Below are 19,722 nucleotides of genomic sequence, written 5' to 3'. Positions count from 1 at the left end.
TAGACAGGTTGGAATAGTTCGCGCTCAGGTTATGTTGATGGAGCAGTCAAGCAAAGACGTGGAGCCGCGGGAACGGCTCAACCAGAGGGAGGGCGCGATGCAGATGAATTTGTTGGTTCGCAGCAGTTTTACCAGCTGCTTTTATGTGTATCAGCATCGCGATATCCGACTTCTGAGTGCGTCCATTGACAGAATATAAGAGTACCGCTTCGGTGAGGGTGTTAGTGAGTTGAGCGGCTTGGAAACCCCGATTGTTATTGGGGCAAACCCAAGGAGCTGAGTGTTTTACCCCAGTACCTTGCCGTTGTACGACCGAGACTTGGTTACGTCTGAATGACGATGTGTGTGTTTTGAAAGTTGAGTCTGGTCAGAAGTCGCGAGGGGCAGCCCACTGCCCCTCGCTTCCTTTTTCAGACTACAGATAATCGCTGCGCTGCAGGCCGTATTTCGCCATCTTCTCGTTCAGGGTCCGGCGCGGCAGGCACAGTTCTTCCATGACACTGGCGATGCTGCCCTTGTGACGGCGCATCGTATTGTCGATCAGCATCTTTTCGAAACTTTCGACATATTCCTTCAGCGGCTTGCCCTCGGTCGTCGTGGCCTGCTGGGTATCCTCGCCATCCGCCATCAGCAGCGAGGCGATGCTGCCAGAGCCGCGACGGTTTTGCAGCACGGCGCGTTCGGCCACATTGATCAGTTGGCGGATATTGCCGGGCCAGGGGGCCTGCAGAAGCTGGGCGGCCTCTTGCGCGCTGACCTGGGGCGGTTCGCAGCCATATTCCTCGGAAAACTGCTCGGCCATGCGGGTGAACAGCGCCAGGATATCCTCGCCCCGCGCGCGCAGCGGCGGCAGGGTGATCTTCAGGGCGGACAGGCGATAGAACAGATCGGGGCGCAGCGAATCTTCGGCCTTGCGGCCTTCGCCACGGGCATTGGAAATCGCGATGATTCGGGTCTCGGCCGGTGTGCCCTGTTCGCTGATGAAGGCCAGCAGCCGTGCCTGCAGCCCCTCGGACAGGGCCTCGATATCCTCAAGGCACAGCGTTCCGCCACGGGCCTCTTCGACCGCGGGCAGACCTTCTTCCAGCGGCCCGAAAAGCCGTGCGGTCAGCGCCTCGTCATTATAGGCGGCGCAGGAAACGGGGATGAATTTCTTCGACGCGCGCGGCCCGACGGCGTGCAGCGCATGGGCCACCAGCGTCTTGCCGGTGCCGGTTTCGCCGTCGATCAGCACATGGCCATCGGCCTGCCCCAGATCCAGGATATCCTCGCGCAGCCTGTCCATCACCGGGCTGGAGCCGATCAGCTTGGACATCACCTGCTGGCCTTCGGACAGATCGCGACGCAGGGCGCGGTTGTCCAGCGTCATCCGCCGCGACGCCGTGGCCTTTTTCGCCAGGGCGGTCATCTTGTCGGGGTTGAACGGCTTTTCCATGAAATCCATGGCCCCGATCCGCATCGCCTCGACCGCGATGGGGACATCGCCATGGCCGGTGATCATGATGACGGGCAGGCTGGAATCCAGCCCCATCAGGCGCTTCAGAAACGCAATGCCATCCATGCCGGGCATGCGGATATCTGACACGACAATTCCCGGCCAGTCGCTGCTGATCACCTTCAGCGCGTCTTCGGCGCTGGCAAACGTCTCTGTCTCGAAGCCGGACAGAACCAACCATTGGCTGATCGATTCACGCATGTCGGGTTCGTCATCAACAATCGCAATCTTTAATTTGCGTGACATCCGATGGTTCCTCTCTCGAAATATTCTATTCTGCGGCAAGTGCCTGAGGCGGCTGGCCGGGCGTGTGCAGCGGTAGCTCGACCCGGAAGACGGCGCCGCCGTCGGTTTCGTTATGTGCGGTCAGTCGGCCCCCGAAGTCAGCGACGATTGTCGATGAAATGGCAAGCCCCAGACCCGTTCCCTCACCTGGCTTCTTGGTTGTCCAAAACGGTTCAAACAATTTTTCCAGGTCCGATACGCCGGGACCGTTGTCGCGAACAGACAAGTAAGCGTGAGTGCCGCTGTCCACCGCGATCTCGATCCGCGCGTCCTTGCGGTCCTTGACCGCATCAACGGCGTTGCGCAGCAGGTTGATCACGACCTGCTCAAGCCGGATTCGGTCAGCAAGCACTGTGATTTTCTGACGCGGCAGGTTGCGCACAACGCTGATCGAACCGCTGCGCAATTGCGGCTCCATCATGGTCAGGGCCGAGCTGACGGCCAGGCGTAAATCCACCGGTTCGACCGCCTCGCCGCCCTTGCGGGCGTAGGATTTCAGCTGCCGCGTGATCGAGCCCATCCGCTCGATCAGATCGTCGATCCGCTGAAAACTGGACAGCGCCTCTTCGCTGCGCCCGCGCTGCAGCAAGAGCCGAGCCCCCGCCAGATATGTCTTCATCGCCGCAAGTGGTTGATTCAATTCGTGACTTACGCCGGCCGACATCTCGCCCAAAGCGGCGAGTTTCGACGATTGCTGCACCGTTTGCTCGGCCACGCGCAGCTCTTTCTGCACCCGCTCCCGCTCCGCGATTTCGCGGGTCAGACGCATGTTCAGCGCCCGAAGATCAGCGGATTCCCGCATATAGACGGCGGATTGACGCCGGGCGCGGCGCGACAGGACATAAAAAGTGCCCGCCAGCAGCATGGCAAAGCCCATGATCTCAAGCGCCAAGACGCCGTTCACCCGCTCTCGAATCGAGGCATAGGTGGTGAAGCTGATCATCCGCCAGCCGCGAAAGGGGATTCGCGACTCGCTTTGCATCACCGCGCGGCCCTTCACGTAGGCATCGGCGGGCGAAGAGGCCCAGTCGGCGGTGACCTGAAAGGCCCGCTGAATCGCCGAAGGGGCCGAGCGGACCTCAAGCGCCTCGGGCAGGGTGCGGCCGCGCCAGCGCGGTTCGGTCGCAAGGATGATCGTCCCTTCGCTGTCGGTCACGGCCACCGCGTCCGAGATGCTGGCCCAAGAGCGTTCGAGCCGGTTCAGATCCGCGCTGACGACGATCACGCCCAACGTGCGGCCATCCGCGACGACAGCGCGGGAATAGGCGAATTCATAGGCCCCGCCGCCGCTGTTGGTGACATTGAACACCGTGTCGCTAGAGCGCAATGCATCAACGAAATAAGGGGCAAGAACGTTATTCGTGCCAATCTGATAGCGATCTGTGGACCCGACCGTGCGGCCCGATGCATCCAGCAGTTTGATCGATGACGCGCCGATTTCCTTCTGCGCCGCCATCAGCCGCGCCGAGGTGGTGGAAAAGTCATTGCCGTTCAGCGCGCCGATCAGCGCCGGATCGCGTGCCAGCAGCAGGGGCACAACCGCCGTACGCTGCAATTCCGACAACAGGTTCCCGGTATATAACGCCAGACGCAGTTCGGACCGGACGCGCGTGTTTTCGGAAAACCGCGCCGTCAGCCAGGCATTCGTGGTCCAGACCGACACCAGCGCGGTCACGAAAATCGCCAGAAAGGCAAATCGCAGCCACCACGGATTGTAAGACAGCGAGGCGCCGCCCTCTCCTCCTCCGCCTGCTGTTCTGGCCTTTGTGTTTTCGATCACGAGTTAGTCCGGACTGTTGCGCAACTGACGCAATTTAAGCCCAGAAAGCCTATGGAACAAGTCAGGCTTGGACGAGGTTGTCCACCAATGAGCGGAATAACGGCATCCCGTCGGTCCCGCCAAGTGCCGGATCGGCATTGCGTTCGGGATGCGGCATCATCCCCAGCACCCGGCGATTTTCGGACAGAACGCCCGCGATATCCTCGACCGAGCCATTCACACCGGGCGCGTAGGTAAAGGCGATGCGATCCCCGGATTTCAGCTGGGCCAGCCCTTCATCCGTGATCTGGTAATTGCCGTCGTGATGGGCAACCGGGATCGTGATCTTCTGCCCCTTCTCATATCCGGCGGTAAAGGCGCTGTCGGCGGTTTCGACCTGCAACTGCGCCTGACGGCACAGAAATGTCAGCCCGCTGTTGCGCATCAGCGCGCCAGGCAGCAGGCCCAGTTCCGTCAGCACCTGAAAGCCGTTGCAGATGCCCAGGACATAGCCGCCCTTCTGCGCATGCTGCCGCAGCGCGGTGGCAATCGGCGACTGCGCGGCAATGGCGCCACAACGCAGGTAATCGCCAAAGGAAAAGCCGCCGGGCACCGCGACCAGATCCGTACCGGCCGGCAGATCGCTGTCCTTGTGCCAGACACGGGTGACCTGCGCGCCCGCCTGCTGAAGCGCGATGGCAAGATCGCGGTCGCAATTCGATCCGGGAAACGTGACGACAGCAGCTTTCATGGCAAGGCCTCGGACTGATGGGGTTGGCTGCTCCATAGCGCAGCCGGGCGCGGGTGTTAAGCCGCAATTCCTATCGCCAGGCGACCAAAATCGCGCCGGCCCCGATCAGCAGCACGCCCGTCCAGTTGGTCAGGCTCAGCTTCTCACCCAGAAAAAACACGCCGAAAAGCGCGACCAGAACGACGCTGAGCTTGTCGACAGGCGCGACGCGCGCAGCATCGCCCAGTTTCAGCGCGCGGTAATAGCAGACCCAGCTGAAGCCGGTCGCAAGCCCTGACAGGATCAGGAACAACCAGCTTTTGCCCGAGATCCCCTCGATTCCCTGCCATTCGCGCCGCGCGGTCAGGATCAGCGCCAGCGCGGCCAGAATGACCACGGTTCGGATGAAGGTCGCGAAATCGGCCCCGACTCCGGCGACGCCGACCTTGCCGAAAATCGCCGTCAATGCGGCAAAGACCGCTGACAGGATTGCCCAGAAAACCCAGTTCTCGACCATGACCTCACCTGCAAAAGAAAAGGCCGGGGTTGCCCCCGGCCCTTGGCGCGGCCCTTATGCCAGCGCCTTGTTCAGATATTCATCGACCTTTTCCAGATAGCCCATGGTGGTCAGCCATTGCTGATCGGGTCCGACCAGCAGCGCCAGATCCTTGGTCATGAAGCCATCCTCGACCGCCTGCACGGTGACCTTTTCCAGCGTCGTGGCAAAGTTCATCAGCTGTTCGTTATTGTCCAGCTTGGCGCGGTGCTTCAGACCGCCGGTCCAGGCAAAGATCGACGCGATCGAGTTGGTCGAGGTCGCATTGCCCTTTTGATGCTCACGATAGTGGCGGGTCACGGTGCCGTGGGCGGCCTCGGATTCGACGATCTTGCCATCGGGCGTCATCAGCACGCTGGTCATCAGGCCAAGGCTGCCAAAGCCCTGCGCGACGGTGTCCGACTGCACATCGCCGTCATAGTTCTTGCAGGCCCAGACATAACCGCCCGACCATTTCATCGCGCTGGCGACCATGTCGTCGATCAGGCGGTGCTCATAGGTCAGGCCAGCCTTCTTGAACTTTTCGGCGAATTCCTGATCGAAGACCTCCTGGAACAGATCCTTGAAGCGACCGTCATAGGCTTTCAGGATGGTGTTCTTGGTGGACAGATAGACCGGCACGCCGCGTGCCAGACCGTAATTCATCGAGGCGCGGGCGAAATCGCGGATCGAATCGTCCAGGTTATACATCGCCATGGCGACGCCAGAGCCGGGCGACTGGAACACTTCATGTTCAATGGTCTCGCCATCGTCGCCGACGAATTTGATGGTCAGCTTGCCCTTGCCCGGGAAGCGGAAATCGGTGGCGCGGTACTGATCGCCAAATGCATGACGGCCCACGATGATCGGCTGGGTCCAGCCCGGCACCAGACGCGGCACGTTCTTGCAGATGATCGGTTCGCGGAAGATCACGCCGCCCAGAATGTTGCGGATCGTGCCATTGGGGCTGCGCCACATCTTCTTGAGGCCGAATTCCTCGACGCGGGCTTCATCTGGGGTGATGGTCGCGCATTTGACGCCGACGCCGTATTTCTTGATCGCCTCGGCCGCGTCCACGGTGATCTGGTCATCGGTGCGGTCACGCTCTTCAATGCCCAGATCGTAATATTTCAGGTCGATATCCAGATAGGGCAGGATCAGCTTCTGCTTGATGAAATCCCAGATAATCCGGGTCATCTCATCGCCGTCGAGCTCGACGACGGGGTTTTCGACCTTGATCTTAGACATGGGTGGCTCCCGTTGATCGCTGTTGGAATGTGATTGGGGGTGGCTATAGCCGGAATTGCCGCGGATGAAAAGGTTGTATGCTATGGTATGCCGAAAGATACGCCTTGTCGCGCGCCGGTTGGGCGCGGTACGTCGGACCGTCGGCGGGGATCAATGGGCGTTTTGCGTGAACCATCGCTGCGCCCGTTGATCCAGCCAGCGCCACAGATCAGGCGCGCCGCGCGCGATCTGGCGGCCGACGCGCTGCTGCAACTGCGGATAGGTGACGTTGAATTCCGCCCAGGTGCCGCCATCCGCTGCCAGGTTCTGCATCACCGGCTGCGCCCGGTCCAGCGATTTGGCAAAGAGCGCGTCGGGGGTGGCCGCGGCTTCGAACTCTTCCCACAGCGCCCGAAACTCTACCGCCTGCGCATCCGGCAGCAGACCAAAGATCCGCGTGGCGGCGGCGCTTTCGGCGGCCATCTGATCGGCGCTGTGATGGGCCTGACCATTGGCGGAATGCAGCGGCACATCCCCGGTATCGATTTCGACCAGATCATGCAGGATCAGCATCCGGATCACCCGGCTGATATCTACCCGCGGATCGGCATGCGCCGCCATGATCAGCGCATAAAGCGCCAGATGCCAACTATGTTCGGCGCTGTTTTCCCGACGCGAGGAATCGCAGAGGCGACTGGCGCGATAGACGGATTTCAGACGGTCGGCCTCGGCCAGAAACCTCAGCCGCTGGCCAAGCTCTCCGGTCACGGGTTGCCCCACCAGCAGCGCATCGGCGGCCTGCATGATCTGCGGCCATTCCTGACGCAGCCGGGCGGCGCGGCCGCTGGCCATATTGTCGCGCACGATCTGCAAATGGTCAGGCAAGGGATCGGGGGCGCAAAGCACCTGCATGATCGGCTGCACATGATCCATACGCTTGGCCATCCGCGCGTCAGGCGTCGCAGCCTGCTCGAATTCGGACCAGAGATCGGCATGCCCCGCGCCCTGCGCCAGCATGCCGAACAGGCGCCGCGCGGCGGCGGCCTCGGCCGCCTCGATCGCGGGGGTGTCATGTTGCAAATGGATGGGGTGATCGCCGGTGTCGATCTCGACCAGATCATGCAGCAGCAGCATGCGGATGGCACGGTCAGAGATGCCGAACACCATGCCGTAAAGCGCGACATGCCAACTGTGCTCGGCACTGTTTTCGGGGCGCGACAGATCCATCAGCACGCTGGCACGCTGCACCGATTTCAGTCGATCCGCCTCGCACAGGAAGGCGAAGGATTGATCCAGATCGCTCATTCTCCTGCCCTTTCCGCAACAAGTTCAGCCCCGCGCCGGATCAGCATCGTCATCAGAAGGGCGAAAAAGACATAGATGCCCAGTTCCGCACTGCCGAACAGATCGCTGACCGAACACAGCCCGGAATAGCTGCGATACAGGTGCCATGCAATCATCAGCGCCAGAACAAGCGTGCCTGCAAGCTGCACCATCTGCCTGCGCCCGCGCAGCAGCACGGCCCAAAGGGCCGAGGGCAGCAGGCAAGCCAGAAATATCAGGAAATCCAGCGGCCGCAAGTAATCCCACAGATTGCGGCTGGACGGATCAAAGGCCCGCTGCGAGGCAACCAGCTGCCCCGCGCAGTCTTCGATCTGCTGCAACAGCGCCGCCGCAAGACAGGTCAGCGCCAGGGCAAGGCCAACGGCTGTCACCAGCCAGGCCGCGCCCATCTGTCGTGTCACCGGCTGGACTCGGTCAGGCGGCGGCGGACATAGCTTTGAACCAGATCGATCATGGGCTTCATATGCGCCTCATCATCGCGGAAGAAGTGATCGGCCTCGACGATTTCCTCATGCGTGATCGAGATGCCCTTCTGCTCGCGCAGCTTGCCGACAAGGGCATGGGTATCCTTGGGCGGCGCCACGCGATCGGCGGTGCCATTCACGATCAGCCCCGAGGACGGACAGGGCGCAAGGAAACTGAAATCATACATGTTCGCGGGCGGCGCGACGCTGATAAAGCCGGTGATCTCGGGCCGACGCATCAGCAGCTGCATTCCGATCCAGGCGCCAAAGCTGAAACCCGCGACCCAGCAATGCTTGCTGTTGGGGTTCATCGCCTGCAGGTAATCCAGCGCCGAGGCGGCATCGGACAATTCGCCGATGCCCTGATCGAACTCACCCTGGCTGCGCCCCACGCCACGGAAATTGAACCGCATCACCGTGAAGCCCATATTGTGGAAGGCGTAATGCAGGTTATACACGACGCGGTTGTTCATCGTCCCGCCATATTGCGGATGCGGGTGCAGCACGATGGCAATCGGGGCGTCGGGCTTGCCCGGTTGCGGATGATAGCGGCCTTCAAGGCGGCCTTCAGGGCCAGGGAAAATCAGCTCGGGCATCGTCTTCCTTCAGGGATTTTGTGGTTTCTTGACGCTTCTGGGCGCGACTTCTAGATCAATTATCTGGTATGCCTGCGGCGATTGCGCAAGAAACGGACCCTGGCGGAATAGCGCGTGTCAGCGCAAGCCGTCAATGGATGCCGGTGATATAGGGGAGTGTGACCATGAAACTGTCCACCAAAGGACGCTACGCGATTATCGCCTTGGTCGATCTTGCGACCGCGGGCAAGGACCGCCTGACATCGCTGGCCGAGATATCCGAGCGTCAGGATATCTCGCTGCCCTATCTGGAACAGCTTTTCGTGCGCCTGCGCCGCGCCGAGCTGGTCGCCTCGGTCCGGGGCCCCGGGGGCGGCTATCGCCTGGGCCGCGCGCCCGAGACCATCCGCGTGGCCGAGATCCTGGAAGCCGTGGACGAAACCGTCAGCGCCATGCATATCGGCGCGGGCGCCTCGGGCGGGGTGTCGGGATCGCGGGCGCAGACGCTGTCCAACCGGCTGTGGGAAAGCCTGTCGGCGCATGTCTATGTTTTCCTGCATAATCACACGCTGGCCGATGTCGCCAAGAACCAGCTTCTGCCCTGCCCCGCCCTGCCGCAGATCCTGAATGTCGTGGATGAATAACGGGCGTCAGCGCCCAACAACACCACCACGGGTTTGGGAAGCATCATCCGGAATTTCGGGAAGGAAGTGGTGGGCGACCCTGGAATCGAACCAGGCATGGGTCTCCCCGGCGGAGTTACAGTCCGCTGCCGCACCTTGCAGCACGTCGCCCGCCGAACGCCTCGGCGTGGTGGGGTGATTAGCGGCCCTGTCCGGGGGCGTCAAGCAGATTTCGGGGTCTTGCACGAAAGCTATCTAACAGGCGATGAAGAAGCCTGACAAAAGGACGATGGAATGGCCGAAAAATCCGGGAAAGCCAAGAAACCCAGCTGGGTGATCGACAAGGAACGCGCCCGCCGCGCGGCCGGGGCCGAGACGGTCTGGCTGTTCGGCCTGCATGCCGTGCGCGATGCGCTGGCCAATCCGGCGCGGGAAAAGCTGCGGCTGGTGGTGACGCAGAACGCCGTGGACCGTCTGGGCGACCTGCATGGCATGACGCCCGAGATCACCGATCCGCGCGTTTTCGGCAAATCCGTGCCGCTGGCGCCCGACAGCGTCCATCAGGGCGCCGCGCTGGAGGTGAAGCCGCTGAAATGGGGCAGCCTCAGCGAGGTGGCGCTGCGCGAGGCCCCGGGCGAACAACGCCCGCTGCTGGTGGCGCTGGATCGGGTGACGGATCCGCATAATATCGGCGCCATCCTGCGTTCGGCCGAGGTGTTCGGCGCCCGGGCGGTGATCGCGCCTGCCCGTCATTCCGCCCCCGAAACCGGGGCGCTGGCCAAGACGGCATCGGGCGCGCTGGAACGCCAGCCCTATCTGCGCGTCCCCAACCTGGCCGAGGCGCTGACCCAGCTGAAGGGCATGGGCTTCATCCTGATCGGACTTGACGGCACCGGGCAAGACACGCTGCCGCAGCTTCTGGACGACCTGCCGGGCCGGGCGATCTGTCTGGTCATGGGGGCCGAGGGGCCGGGCATGCGCGATCTGACCATGAAGACCTGCGATTACGTCGCGCGCATTCCCTTTGCGGCGGATTTCGGATCGCTGAACGTCTCGAACGCGGCGGCGGTGGCGCTCTACGCCGCAGGACACGGCTAAATCACATCCATGCGACGTCCTGCCCTGTCACATTGAGAATCGAGCGAGGGCCTGCCAGTTATGGGTTATCTCCATCCGGTTCCGCCATGAAAACCCTGCTTGCCCCGATCCTTCTGACGCTATCGCTCGCCCTGCCCGCAGGCGCGCAGGACTGGGCGTTAGAGGGGTTCGACCCCGTCGGCTATATCACGCAGAACCGCGCCCTGCCCGGTCGCAGCGATATCAGCACGATGTGGCGCGGCAAGGTCTGGCATTTCGTCAGCGAAGAGAACCGCGCCCGGTTCGAGGCCAATCCCCGCAGCTATATCCCGGTCTTCGACGGCTATTGCCCGGTGCAATTGTCGAAAGGGCGGTTCGAAATCGGAAATCCCAGCTATTTCGCCATTCGCGACCGCCGGATCTATCTGCTGCGCTCTCGGGCGGCATTGAGGGAATTCGTCCAGAACCCGGAACCGATCCTGTCGCTGGCTCGTTCGACATGGCAAGCACGCTAGGCGGAAGAAAACGGGAATTTCTTAAAAAACGAATCACGAAATCGGGAAAACTCTGGAACTTTGCACAGAGGATACCCATTTAGGTGTCAGAACATGGCCCCGGAACGGTCATGTTCAGATCACTGTCCCTCGTTCCGCGACTTGCGCCCGGCCATCCATATGGACCGGGCGCCTTTTATGTGTAAGGTTATAGCCGTGTTCTGAACGAGAGGGAGCTCGCGATGAATATCCAGCTGGATGATTATGCTGCAGAAGATGAGGATATGGCCCGAATCATGTCCACGACCAGGGTTGTGGCGATGGTCGGGCTTTCGCCCAATGAGACCCGGCCAAGCTGGGGTGTGGCGCGATATCTGCTGGCCCTGGGCATGCGGGTGATCCCGGTCAATCCGGGCCATACAGGCAAGGTCATTCTGGGCGAGACCACCTATGCGCGCCTTGCCGATATCCCCGACTCGATCCCTGTCGATATGGTGGATATCTTCCGCCGCTCTGACGCTGTCGGAACCATCGTGGATGAGGCATTGCAGAACCTGCCGGGCCTGAAGACCATCTGGTGCCAGCTTGGCGTGCGCGACGACAAGGCCGCCGAAAAGGCCCGCGATCGCGGCATGACCGTGGTGCAGGATCGCTGCCCGAAAATCGAATTTGCACGCGTGGCCTGAGCGGTCTTCCTGCGTGAGGATAGAAGGCCCCGGCATGAATGACCGGGGCCTTGCCATGTCCGGCCGCCCCTATTCCTCCTGCGCGGTTTGCAGAAGATTGGTGATCCGCCGGACCGAGGCACGACGATTTTCGCGAATATCGCCTTCGCTGCGGATGCTGAGATATTGTTCGCCATAGCCCTGCACGACCAGATTCTCGGGCGGCACGGCGAAATATTCCGACAGCGCCAGCGCCACGGATTCCGCACGGCGATCCGACAGGGCCAGATTGGTGGCCTCTGACCCCACGGTGTCGGTATGGCCCTCGATCAGAAACATCTCTTGCGGATTTTCGGCGACCGCATCGCCAATCACCTCACCAAGCCCCGCCAATTGCCGCGCCTGATCGGCGCTGATCGCTGCCGAGCCCGTGTCAAAGGTGATCGCGTCGATATTCACCGGCGCGGCAAGGGCGCGCACCTCGGGGACGTTGCGGATCTGGCCAAGGCTGAAACGCCGATCCGCCCCCGCTTCCTGATACAGCGCCTCGCGCAGGGCGGCCTCATCCGTGACGCTGCTGCCCTGATAGACCGGCGCGGGTTCAGGCAAGGTCGCCAGATCGACCGGCGCGACCTCTTGCGTGTCGTCGATCAGCCGCACGCTTTTGCCATCCGGTGAAATGACCGAGCGGCGCAGCACCCGAAGATCGGCATCACGGATCGTCACCACCTTGCTGCCATCGGCGCGGGTCACGATGGTCCGGCTGGAGCCATCGTCGAATTCCTCGGTCGTCACGGTGGATCCCGGCTGCCGCAGCAGCGCGGTTTCGTCCTTCACGATCTCCTGGCTGCCATCGGGTCGGCTGAGGACAACACGATCCGGCGAACTCAGCGCGACCTGGCGGTTGTTGTTCAGCATCGCCCCCACGGCCAGCGCACCCGCACCCAGCAGCAGCGCCTTCATCAGATCGTTATCATCGTCGTCGCGGCGTTTCGCACGGTCGCCATTCAGCGCATCCCGAAGATCGGTCGCGAAATCCTGATCCGAGCGCCGCGAGTTCTGGCGCGTGATCCGCTCTTCCCGCAATCGACCCTGCCCGTTCAGCAAGGCCGCCACATTTTCGCCCAAGCGACGCTCTTGCGCGGCCTCGCGCGACAGCGCGGTCTGACGCCGGTCTTCTTCGGCAGCGCGGCGGACAAAGCGGCCGTCATTGGTGACGCGATACAATTGCGCATCACGCGGCGCCAGCAGCAATTCACCCTTGCCATTGCGCTGCACGACCGCGCCTTCCGGCGTCACCATCCGCGCATTCCTGCCGCCACAGGGCGGGCTTCCCCCGGACAGGCAGCGCAGATCTTCATTACGCAACCCGCGGTCAATTTCGGTCTGCAGAGCTTTGCTCAGATTCTGCATGCTGTCATTGCGCTGCTGCGCCCGCTGCCCGGTGGCCAACGCGGCCTCTTGCCGCTGGCCTTCCCGTCTGGCGCGCTGGCGTTCTTGCTGTTGGCGCTCTTCCTGCTGCCGCGCCTCACGACGCTGCTGGCGTTCTTGCCTGTCCTTGCGCCGCTCTTCTTCGGCCGCTCGCCGCTCCTGCCGCTGAGTGCGGTCCGCCGCCTGCTGCGGGTCACCGCGCTTCCCAGCCCTCTGGCGATCACCATCTTCGCGCTGCTGACGGGGGCGCTCTGCCTCTTGCTTGCGCTTCGCTCCACCCTCGGCCCCGCGCCGCGCCTGATTGGCCTCGCGCCCCTCTTGCCGGGCCTTGCGCCGCTCTGCCCGCTCCTGCCGCCTCTCGGCCCGCTCGGCCCGGCGCTCCTGCCTGCGCCGCTTCACCTCATCCTGCTCCGCCTGGGCCAGAACCAGCGGCGCATCGATCGCCACAGGCGCCTGTCGCATCGGCATCGCGGGCTGCGATCGCGCAAATTGCGGCGCCATCAATGTCAGACACATGGCCATCGTGGTCGTATTGCTAATCATCCCGCGCATCTGAATCCCTCTTCCCAGGTCGCTGCGACATCCAAGTTGACGTGATAACCGCATCCGCGTTCACATGTTCCCGAAACCTGCGTGAACAAGCGCGTGATTGCGCAGATTGCCACGCCCCGCCATCCGCCCTAAACATCATCACACGCATAAGGGAGGACGGCATGGCTGGTACATTGAAGGCAAAAGACGCACCCGATCTGGGACGCTTCGACTGGGAAGACCCTTTCCGGCTCGACGAACAGCTCAGCGAAGAGGAACGCATGCTGCGCGACGCCGCCCGCGCCTATGCGCAGGACAAGCTGCAATCCCGCGTCATCGACGCCTTCCGCGATGAGGAAACCGATCCCGCCATCTTCCGCGAAATGGGCGAGATGGGGCTTCTGGGCGTCACCGTCCCCGAAGAATATGGCGGCCTGGGCGCCTCTTACGTGGCCTACGGCCTCGTCGCCCGAGAGGTCGAGCGTGTGGACAGCGGCTATCGCAGCATGATGTCGGTGCAAAGCTCGCTGGTGATGTATCCGATCTACGCCTATGGGTCCGAGGAACAGCGCCGCAAATACCTGCCCAAACTGGCCTCGGGCGAATGGATCGGCTGTTTCGGCCTGACCGAACCCGATGCAGGCTCGGATCCGGCCGGCATGAAAACCACGGCCCGCAAGACCGATACCGGCTATGTGCTGAACGGCTCGAAAATGTGGATCTCGAATTCACCCATTGCAGATGTCTTCGTGGTCTGGGCGAAATCCGATGCCCATGGCGGCAAGATCCGCGGCTTCGTGCTGGACAAGGGCACCAAAGGCCTCTCCGCCCCCAAGATCGGCGGCAAGCTGTCCCTGCGCGCCTCGATCACCGGCGAGATCGTCATGGAGAATGTCGAAGTCGGCGAAGATGCCCTGCTGCCCAATGTCGAAGGCCTGAAAGGCCCCTTCGGCTGCCTCAATCGCGCCCGCTATGGCATCAGCTGGGGTGTCATGGGCGCGGCCGAGTTCTGCCTCAACGCCGCCCGCCAATACGGGCTCGACCGCCAGCAATTCGGCAAACCTCTGGCCCAGACGCAGCTGCATCAGCTGAAAATGGCCAATATGCTGACCGAAATCGCGCTCGGCCTGCAGGGCAGCCTGCGCGTCGGCCGCCTGATGGACGAGGCGCAGGCTGCCCCGGAAATGATCTCGATAATCAAGCGCAACAATTGCGGCAAGGCGCTGGAGATCGCCCGCTGGGCCCGCGACATGCATGGCGGCAACGGCATTTCCGAAGAATATCAGGTCATCCGCCACATGATGAACCTGGAAACCGTCAATACCTATGAAGGCACCCACGACGTCCACGCCCTGATCCTGGGTCGCGCCATCACCGGGCTGCAGGCCTTCTTCTGAAACCGAAAAAGGGCGCCGCTCCCCGGCGACGCCCTTTCTTCTTTGCACAAATATCCGCGGGGTGAGGGCCCACTAGGGCCCGAGGGGCAAGGCCCCTCAGATCCTGCGATCAGACGCCCTCGCCGACAAAGGCCTTTTCGACCACGAATTCCTTCGGATCCGAATTCGCCCCCTCGTTCAGACCGAACCCTTCCAGCACCGATTTGACATCGACATTAAAGGCCAGACTGCCGCAGATCATCGCCCGGTCCGTCTCGGGCGACATTGGCGGCAGGCTCAGATCCTGAAACACCTTGCCCGAGGTCATATTGTCGGTGATCCGCCCCATCCGCGGCGAATCCTCTCGCGTCGTGGTGGGGTAATACAGCAGGCGGTTGGCGAAATCCTCGCCATAAAGCTCGCCCAGCAGCGGGTCATGGCGCAGATTCTCGATCAACTCGCGGCCATAGGTCAGTTCCTCTGCCGTGCGGCAGGTATGCATCATCACGACCTGCTCATAGCGCTCATAGGTCTCGGGGTCGCGCATCAGGCTGGCAAAGGGCGCAAAGCCCGTTCCGGTGGCCAGAAACCACAGCCGCTTGCCCGGCAGCAGCGCATCCAGCACCAGCGTGCCGACGGGCTTGGGCCGCAGGATGATCTCGTCGCCTTCCTTGATATGCTGCAGCTTCGAGGTCAGCGGTCCGTCCGGCACCTTGATCGAATAGAACTCCAACTCGTCATCCCAATTGGGCGAGGCGATGGAATAGGCGCGCAGGATCGGTTTGCCATTGTCGCCCGGCAGGCCGATCATAACGAATTCGCCCGAACGGAAGCGCAGCGAGGCGGGGCGCGTCACGCGAAAGGAAAACAGGCTGTCGGTCCAATGCGTCACCGAGGTCACGGTCTGCGCATCGGGAAGCGTCTTGGTCACGGTTTTTGCAGCGGCATCGGCCACGGTCAGATCCAGAGTCATGAGTGAATATTCCTGTGCCTTCTAGGACATAAGGGGGCCAAAGGGAAAGGGGCTCTAATCGGCCAGCTGGGCGCGGTGATCCCATTCCTTCCAATCGGCACGTGCCAGCCATTGTTCCTGCGGCTGGCGTTCGGCGACATCGGGGGCCACGACCACCTCGTCAAAGCCCACGCGGCGGGCCATGCCGTATTGATCGGCGATCAGACGGCCATTGGCGCGCAACCGGCCCTTGAAGCCCAGTTCGCGCAGGCGGCGGGCGATGGAAAAGCCGCGCCCATCGGTGAAGGCGGGAAAATCCACCGCCACCAGATCGACATTCAGGTGATCTGCCAGCTCTTCGACCGGGGTATCAGGGGCCAGGACAACCCCGGCCTCCTCGGTCACCTCGTGGAACCCGTCATCGCGGGCGACGATCTGGCTGGTCATGCCGAAACCTTTCCGCGGACCATGCGCCCGCCAATGAAGTGAATGCCGCATTCGGTCTTGTCACTGCCGCGCCAGCGGCCCGAACGGGGATCCTCGCCCGGCTTGACCGGAGAGGTGCAGGGTGCGCAGCCGATCGAGGGATAGCCCCTGGCGACCAGTGGATGCCGCGGCAGATTGTTTTCCGCCATATATTCCTGAACATCCTCGGACCGCCAGAAGGCCAGCGGATTGACACGCAGACGGTGCGGCGGCTCTGGCTCAAAGAACTCAAGCTGCTTGCGCTGCCCGCCCTGAAAGCGCTTCCGCCCGGTGATCCAGGCGTCATATTGCGACAGCGCGCGTTCCAGCGGCACGGTCTTGCGAAAATCGCAGCAGGCGTCGGGATTGACCTGATGCAGGCTGCCATCCGGGTCATGGCGGGCGATTTCCGCATCCGTCGCGCCGATCAGCTGCACATTGGTCAGGCCCAGTTTCGCCGCAACCTCGCGCTGGTATTCCAGCGTTTCGGGAAACAGCATCTGGGTGTCGATGAACAGCACCGGCAGGCCGGGCGCCACGCGGCTGACCATATGCAGCAGCACCACCGATTCCGCCCCGAAGGACGACACCAGCGCGACACGACCCAGATCCGGGTCGCTGACAGCACGGCGCAACACCTCGGTCGCGGCGTGGTGCCGATAGCGGTCATTCAACCGCCCGGCACGATCGTCCAGGGACTGATCAAGCATGAGCGACCTCGGGGTAAAGCGCGGCCTTGAAGGGCGCGGGGCCAAGACGGCGATAGGCGTCGATAAAGCGCTCGCCCTCATCCTCGCGGATATCCAGATAGGCGCGCAGCAGGCGGTCGATGGCGGGCACGACCTCTTCGGCCGGGAAGCCTGCGCCAGCACGCTGGCCAATGGCCGGGATGTCATAGGCATCGCCGCCCAGCGTGATCTGATAGTTTTCCACGCCGGCGCGATCCAGACCCAGAATGCCGATATGGCCCAGATGGTGGTGACCGCAGGCATTGATGCAGCCCGAGATGCGGATATTCAGGTTGCCGATCTCATCTTCCAGACCCGCGGCCCGGAAATGCTCGGCGATCTCCTGCGCAATCGGGATCGAGCGGGCGGTGGCCAGCGTGCAGTAATCCATGCCCGGGCAGGCGATGATATCGCTGGTCTTGCCCGCATTGGCGGTGGCCAGCCCGGCCTCGCGCAGTGCGGCGTAAAGCGCGGGCAGATCGGATTTATGCACATGCGGCAGCGCCACGTTCTGATCGTGCATCACGCGCAGATCGGCATGGCCGTAACGCTCGGCCAGATCGGCCAGCAGCCGCATCTGATCGGCCGAAGCATCGCCCGGTGTGGCGCCCGGCGCCTTGAAGGTGACGATCACGCTGGCATAGCCGTCGATCTTGTGCGGGTGCAGGTTGGTATCGGTCCAGCTGCGGAAACCCGGGTTGGCGGCCCGCGCCTGTTCATAGCCCTCGACCGGCGCATTGCGGAAGGCGGGCGCGGCAAAGCGGTCGCGGAAGATCTTCAGCGCCTCGCGGTCGGCGCCGTGGAAATCGCGGCGGCGGTTGATGAATTCGGCCTCGACCTCATCGCGGAACACGTCCAGACCACGCTCGCTGACCGTGATCTTGATCCGCGCCTTGTATTTATTGTCGCGGCGGCCGGTCAGGTTATAGGTGGCGATGATCGCCTCGATATAGGGCAGAAGATCCTCTTCGGGCAGGAAATCGCGGATCACCTGACCCAGCAGCGGCGTCCGGCCCAGACCGCCGCCAACCCAGACCTCGAAGCCCGGCTTGCCATCCTGTTCCACCAGACGCAGCCCGATATCATGGGCCGAAACGATGGCGCGATCCTTGGCACCGCCGGAAATGGCGATCTTGAACTTGCGCGGCAGGAACTGGAATTCGGCGTGATCGGTGGACCAACTGCGCAGCAGTTCCGCATAGGGGCGCGGATCGGCAATTTCATCGGGTGCCGCGCCCGCGAAAGCGTCGGTGGTCACGTTGCGGATCGTATTGCCCGAGGTCTGGATGGCATGCATCCCGACCGAGGCCAGATGGTCCAGCATATCCGGAATATCCACCAGCTTGGGCCAGTTGAACTGGATGTTCTGGCGGGTGGTCCAGTGGCCGTAGCCCTTGTCATAATTCCGCGCCAGATGGGCCAGCATGCGCATCTGATCGGGGCTGATCGTGCCATAGGGGATCGCCACCCGCAGCATATAGGCATGCAGCTGCAGGTAGACGCCATTCATCAGGCGCAGCGGGCGAAACTCATCTTCCGTCAGGCTACCATCCAGGCGACGATCGACCTGGGCGCGGAACTGGGCCGCACGGTGGCGTACGTAATCGGTATCGACGGGACGGACATCAAACATTGCTGGCCTCGGCTTGCTTTGCGGCTTGGATGCCGTGGAAATAGTTGGAAGGTCCGGTCTGGCGGAACGCCTCGCGGAAATGCGTGGGTTCGGGACCCTCGGGCCCGCGCCGGGCCTCGACCACATAGGGGCCGACGACGATATTGGACTGACCAATCGCTTTCAGCAGGGCCAGTTCGGCAATCGCCTCATCCTCGAACAAGGTCGCCTGCGCGGGATCGGCGGTCCAGCCATCCTCGCACATCCAGACGTTATGGCCTTCGCGCAAATCGTTTGCGGTGATGACGCCGGGCTTTGCGGCGCTTGGGGTGAAGGCTTTGCTCATGAATCGGACCTTTCGATTGACACTTCCTATATAGAATTTTGTTCTGTATTTTTGCGATAGGCTGATAAAAATAAGAACAACCACACGCAGAGGACAGGAATGGCAGAACCCGATACCCATACAGCGCCGATTGAGCAAACAGCCGTCCGTTTGGATGAGGTGGACCGTAAAATCCTGTCCCTGCTGCAAGAGGACGCGACCCTGTCGCTGGACCAGATTGCAGAGCAGGTCGGCGCCTCCAAGACGCCGGTCTGGAACAGAATCCGCAAGCTGCGAGAGGCCGGGGTGATCCGCAGGCAGGTCACGATCCTTGACCCCGACGCGCTTGGGCTGGAGGCCTGTTTCTTTGTGCTGATCCGCACCAGCGAGCATGACAAGGACTGGGCCGCGCGCTTTCTGCGGGCGCTGCGCGAACGCCCCGAGGTGATCGAGGCGCACCGGCTGGCAGGCGATATCGACTATATCCTGAAGGTTCAGGTGAAAAACGCCCGCGCCTATGACCGCTTCTATCAATCGCTGATTTCCGAGGTGAAGATCCACAATGTCACCGCGCTTCTGTCGATGGAGGAAATCAAGGCCACGACGGCGCTTCCCATCCCCGATGGCACAAGATAGCATCGCCACGACTTGAAAGGGGGCGCGCATGTCCGACTTTACCATCTGGCATAATCCGAAATGTTCGACCTCTCGCTATGCGCTGAAGGCGCTGGAAGAGGCGCAGGTGGATGTGACCGTGCGCGACTATCAGAAGGATCCCCCCTCGCCCGCCGAACTGACCGAGGCGCTGGCGCAGCTTGGCATCCAGCCGCGCGATCTGCTGCGCAAGCGGAACACGCCCTATGACGAGCTTGGCCTTGGCGACAAGAGCCTGTCGGATGCGGCGTTGATCCAGGCCATGGCCGATCATCCGCTGCTGATCGAACGCCCCGCCATCTTTGGCCCCAGTGGCGCGATCCTGGCGCGGCCCAAGGAAACCATCCACGATTTCCTGACGCAGCAAAGCTGACA

The 19,722-nt window shown here is 62.3% G+C and carries 21 protein-coding genes and 1 tRNA gene; 7 read left to right on the top strand and 15 right to left on the bottom strand.

The window, feature by feature from the left end; all coding sequences use genetic code 11:
- Positions 1-415: 415 nt before the first annotated feature.
- From JHX87_RS15000 to JHX87_RS14965, 8 genes are all read right to left on the bottom strand, one after another.
- Positions 416-1,741 carry a sigma-54-dependent transcriptional regulator gene (locus tag JHX87_RS15000; RefSeq protein WP_271885424.1) on the bottom strand — a complete coding sequence of 442 codons (1,326 nt, stop codon included), beginning with the start codon at positions 1,739-1,741 and terminating at the stop codon, positions 416-418.
- A 25-nt stretch (positions 1,742-1,766) separates the two neighbouring features.
- Positions 1,767-3,482: a sensor histidine kinase gene (locus JHX87_RS14995; RefSeq protein WP_271885649.1), complete on the bottom strand. Its 1,716-nt coding sequence runs from the start codon at positions 3,480-3,482 to the stop codon at positions 1,767-1,769.
- Between the two features lie 139 nt (positions 3,483-3,621).
- Positions 3,622-4,290, bottom strand: a complete 669-nt coding sequence (purQ, locus tag JHX87_RS14990) for a phosphoribosylformylglycinamidine synthase subunit PurQ (RefSeq protein WP_271885425.1) — start codon at positions 4,288-4,290, stop codon at positions 3,622-3,624.
- Positions 4,291-4,360: 70 nt separating this feature from the next.
- Complete coding sequence (locus JHX87_RS14985) at positions 4,361-4,786, bottom strand: EamA family transporter (protein ID WP_271885426.1); 426 nt, start codon at positions 4,784-4,786, stop codon at positions 4,361-4,363.
- A 54-nt stretch (positions 4,787-4,840) separates the two neighbouring features.
- On the bottom strand, positions 4,841-6,052 hold the full coding sequence (locus JHX87_RS14980; protein WP_271885427.1) for an NADP-dependent isocitrate dehydrogenase: 1,212 nt from the start codon (positions 6,050-6,052) through the stop codon (positions 4,841-4,843).
- A 150-nt stretch (positions 6,053-6,202) separates the two neighbouring features.
- A complete protein-coding gene (locus tag JHX87_RS14975) occupies positions 6,203-7,336 on the bottom strand; it encodes an HD domain-containing protein (RefSeq protein ID WP_271885428.1) in 1,134 nt (377 codons plus the stop codon).
- On the bottom strand, positions 7,333-7,776 hold the full coding sequence (locus tag JHX87_RS14970) for a hypothetical protein (protein ID WP_271885429.1): 444 nt from the start codon (positions 7,774-7,776) through the stop codon (positions 7,333-7,335). Before JHX87_RS14970 ends, JHX87_RS14975 begins: the two co-directional genes overlap by 4 nt.
- Positions 7,773-8,435, bottom strand: a complete 663-nt coding sequence (locus JHX87_RS14965; protein WP_271885430.1) for an alpha/beta hydrolase — start codon at positions 8,433-8,435, stop codon at positions 7,773-7,775. Before JHX87_RS14965 ends, JHX87_RS14970 begins: the two co-directional genes overlap by 4 nt.
- Positions 8,436-8,599: 164 nt before the next feature.
- Here JHX87_RS14965 and iscR point away from each other — a divergent pair, with 164 nt between their 5' ends.
- Complete coding sequence (gene iscR / locus JHX87_RS14960) at positions 8,600-9,058, top strand: Fe-S cluster assembly transcriptional regulator IscR (protein ID WP_271885431.1); 459 nt, start codon at positions 8,600-8,602, stop codon at positions 9,056-9,058.
- A 67-nt stretch (positions 9,059-9,125) separates the two neighbouring features.
- On the opposite strand, the gene JHX87_RS14955 is transcribed toward iscR, so the two are convergent.
- Positions 9,126-9,209: transfer RNA gene (locus tag JHX87_RS14955), tRNA-Tyr, on the bottom strand.
- A 122-nt stretch (positions 9,210-9,331) separates the two neighbouring features.
- Here JHX87_RS14955 and rlmB point away from each other — a divergent pair.
- From rlmB to JHX87_RS14940, 3 genes are all read left to right on the top strand, one after another.
- A complete protein-coding gene (gene rlmB, locus JHX87_RS14950) occupies positions 9,332-10,135 on the top strand; it encodes a 23S rRNA (guanosine(2251)-2'-O)-methyltransferase RlmB (protein ID WP_271885432.1) in 804 nt (267 codons plus the stop codon).
- An 86-nt stretch (positions 10,136-10,221) separates the two neighbouring features.
- Positions 10,222-10,629 (top strand): YHS domain-containing (seleno)protein, encoded by a 408-nt coding sequence (locus tag JHX87_RS14945; RefSeq protein WP_271885433.1) that lies wholly within the window; start codon positions 10,222-10,224, stop codon positions 10,627-10,629.
- 221 nt (positions 10,630-10,850) lie between these two features.
- Entirely contained in the window at positions 10,851-11,294 is a 444-nt protein-coding gene (locus JHX87_RS14940; RefSeq protein WP_271885434.1) for a CoA-binding protein, read from the top strand.
- Between the two features lie 69 nt (positions 11,295-11,363).
- Here the strand turns inward: JHX87_RS14940 and JHX87_RS14935 are convergent, their stop codons facing one another.
- Positions 11,364-13,256, bottom strand: coding sequence for an OmpA family protein (locus JHX87_RS14935; RefSeq protein WP_271885435.1), 1,893 nt, complete (start codon positions 13,254-13,256; stop codon positions 11,364-11,366).
- Positions 13,257-13,417: 161 nt separating this feature from the next.
- On the opposite strand from JHX87_RS14935, the gene JHX87_RS14930 reads away from it, so the two are divergent.
- Positions 13,418-14,632: an acyl-CoA dehydrogenase gene (locus tag JHX87_RS14930; RefSeq protein WP_271885436.1), complete on the top strand. Its 1,215-nt coding sequence runs from the start codon at positions 13,418-13,420 to the stop codon at positions 14,630-14,632.
- A gap of 109 nt (positions 14,633-14,741) precedes the next feature.
- Here the strand turns inward: JHX87_RS14930 and JHX87_RS14925 are convergent, their stop codons facing one another.
- Genes JHX87_RS14925 through JHX87_RS14905 form a run of 5 tightly spaced genes read right to left on the bottom strand, consistent with a single transcriptional unit; the run spans position 14,742 to position 18,714 of the window.
- On the bottom strand, positions 14,742-15,584 hold the full coding sequence (locus tag JHX87_RS14925; protein ID WP_271885437.1) for a ferredoxin--NADP reductase: 843 nt from the start codon (positions 15,582-15,584) through the stop codon (positions 14,742-14,744).
- A 54-nt stretch (positions 15,585-15,638) separates the two neighbouring features.
- A complete protein-coding gene (locus tag JHX87_RS14920; RefSeq protein ID WP_271885438.1) occupies positions 15,639-16,010 on the bottom strand; it encodes a DUF934 domain-containing protein in 372 nt (123 codons plus the stop codon).
- Entirely contained in the window at positions 16,007-16,738 is a 732-nt protein-coding gene (locus tag JHX87_RS14915; protein WP_271885439.1) for a phosphoadenylyl-sulfate reductase, read from the bottom strand. The genes JHX87_RS14920 and JHX87_RS14915 overlap by 4 nt, the downstream gene beginning before the upstream one ends.
- Positions 16,731-18,389: a nitrite/sulfite reductase gene (locus JHX87_RS14910; RefSeq protein WP_271885440.1), complete on the bottom strand. Its 1,659-nt coding sequence runs from the start codon at positions 18,387-18,389 to the stop codon at positions 16,731-16,733. Before JHX87_RS14910 ends, JHX87_RS14915 begins: the two co-directional genes overlap by 8 nt.
- On the bottom strand, positions 18,382-18,714 hold the full coding sequence (locus tag JHX87_RS14905) for a DUF2849 domain-containing protein (protein WP_271885441.1): 333 nt from the start codon (positions 18,712-18,714) through the stop codon (positions 18,382-18,384). The genes JHX87_RS14910 and JHX87_RS14905 overlap by 8 nt, the downstream gene beginning before the upstream one ends.
- Before the next feature lie 99 nt (positions 18,715-18,813).
- Between JHX87_RS14905 and JHX87_RS14900 the strand changes: the two genes are divergently transcribed.
- Both JHX87_RS14900 and arsC read left to right on the top strand, forming a co-directional pair.
- Complete coding sequence (locus JHX87_RS14900) at positions 18,814-19,329, top strand: Lrp/AsnC family transcriptional regulator (RefSeq protein ID WP_271885442.1); 516 nt, start codon at positions 18,814-18,816, stop codon at positions 19,327-19,329.
- 28 nt (positions 19,330-19,357) lie between these two features.
- A complete protein-coding gene (gene arsC / locus JHX87_RS14895) occupies positions 19,358-19,720 on the top strand; it encodes an arsenate reductase (glutaredoxin) (RefSeq protein ID WP_271885443.1) in 363 nt (120 codons plus the stop codon).
- Positions 19,721-19,722: the final 2 nt, after the last annotated feature.

The sequence above is a fragment of the Paracoccus fistulariae genome, assembly GCF_028553785.1.
GTDB lineage: Bacteria > Pseudomonadota > Alphaproteobacteria > Rhodobacterales > Rhodobacteraceae > Paracoccus > Paracoccus fistulariae.
Note: the sequence above shows the minus strand (reverse complement) of the source record. Positions and strands in the feature narration are given on the sequence as shown.

Bases quoted from the DNA above. Each gene is read 5' to 3' on its own strand.
- JHX87_RS15000 (WP_271885424.1), bottom strand. From the start codon at position 1,741: ATGTCACGCAAATTAAAGATTGCGATTGTTGATGACGAACCCGACATG.
- purQ (WP_271885425.1), bottom strand. From the start codon at position 4,290: ATGAAAGCTGCTGTCGTCACGTTTCCCGGATCGAATTGCGACCGCGAT.
- JHX87_RS14985 (WP_271885426.1), bottom strand. From the start codon at position 4,786: ATGGTCGAGAACTGGGTTTTCTGGGCAATCCTGTCAGCGGTCTTTGCC.
- JHX87_RS14980 (WP_271885427.1), bottom strand. From the start codon at position 6,052: ATGTCTAAGATCAAGGTCGAAAACCCCGTCGTCGAGCTCGACGGCGAT.
- JHX87_RS14975 (WP_271885428.1), bottom strand. From the start codon at position 7,336: ATGAGCGATCTGGATCAATCCTTCGCCTTCCTGTGCGAGGCGGATCGA.
- JHX87_RS14965 (WP_271885430.1), bottom strand. From the start codon at position 8,435: ATGCCCGAGCTGATTTTCCCTGGCCCTGAAGGCCGCCTTGAAGGCCGC.
- iscR (WP_271885431.1), top strand. From the start codon at position 8,600: ATGAAACTGTCCACCAAAGGACGCTACGCGATTATCGCCTTGGTCGAT.
- rlmB (WP_271885432.1), top strand. From the start codon at position 9,332: ATGGCCGAAAAATCCGGGAAAGCCAAGAAACCCAGCTGGGTGATCGAC.
- JHX87_RS14945 (WP_271885433.1), top strand. From the start codon at position 10,222: ATGAAAACCCTGCTTGCCCCGATCCTTCTGACGCTATCGCTCGCCCTG.
- JHX87_RS14940 (WP_271885434.1), top strand. From the start codon at position 10,851: ATGAATATCCAGCTGGATGATTATGCTGCAGAAGATGAGGATATGGCC.
- JHX87_RS14935 (WP_271885435.1), bottom strand. From the start codon at position 13,256: ATGCGCGGGATGATTAGCAATACGACCACGATGGCCATGTGTCTGACA.
- JHX87_RS14930 (WP_271885436.1), top strand. From the start codon at position 13,418: ATGGCTGGTACATTGAAGGCAAAAGACGCACCCGATCTGGGACGCTTC.
- JHX87_RS14925 (WP_271885437.1), bottom strand. From the start codon at position 15,584: ATGACTCTGGATCTGACCGTGGCCGATGCCGCTGCAAAAACCGTGACC.
- JHX87_RS14920 (WP_271885438.1), bottom strand. From the start codon at position 16,010: ATGACCAGCCAGATCGTCGCCCGCGATGACGGGTTCCACGAGGTGACC.
- JHX87_RS14915 (WP_271885439.1), bottom strand. From the start codon at position 16,738: ATGCTTGATCAGTCCCTGGACGATCGTGCCGGGCGGTTGAATGACCGC.
- JHX87_RS14910 (WP_271885440.1), bottom strand. From the start codon at position 18,389: ATGTTTGATGTCCGTCCCGTCGATACCGATTACGTACGCCACCGTGCG.
- JHX87_RS14905 (WP_271885441.1), bottom strand. From the start codon at position 18,714: ATGAGCAAAGCCTTCACCCCAAGCGCCGCAAAGCCCGGCGTCATCACC.
- JHX87_RS14900 (WP_271885442.1), top strand. From the start codon at position 18,814: ATGGCAGAACCCGATACCCATACAGCGCCGATTGAGCAAACAGCCGTC.
- arsC (WP_271885443.1), top strand. From the start codon at position 19,358: ATGTCCGACTTTACCATCTGGCATAATCCGAAATGTTCGACCTCTCGC.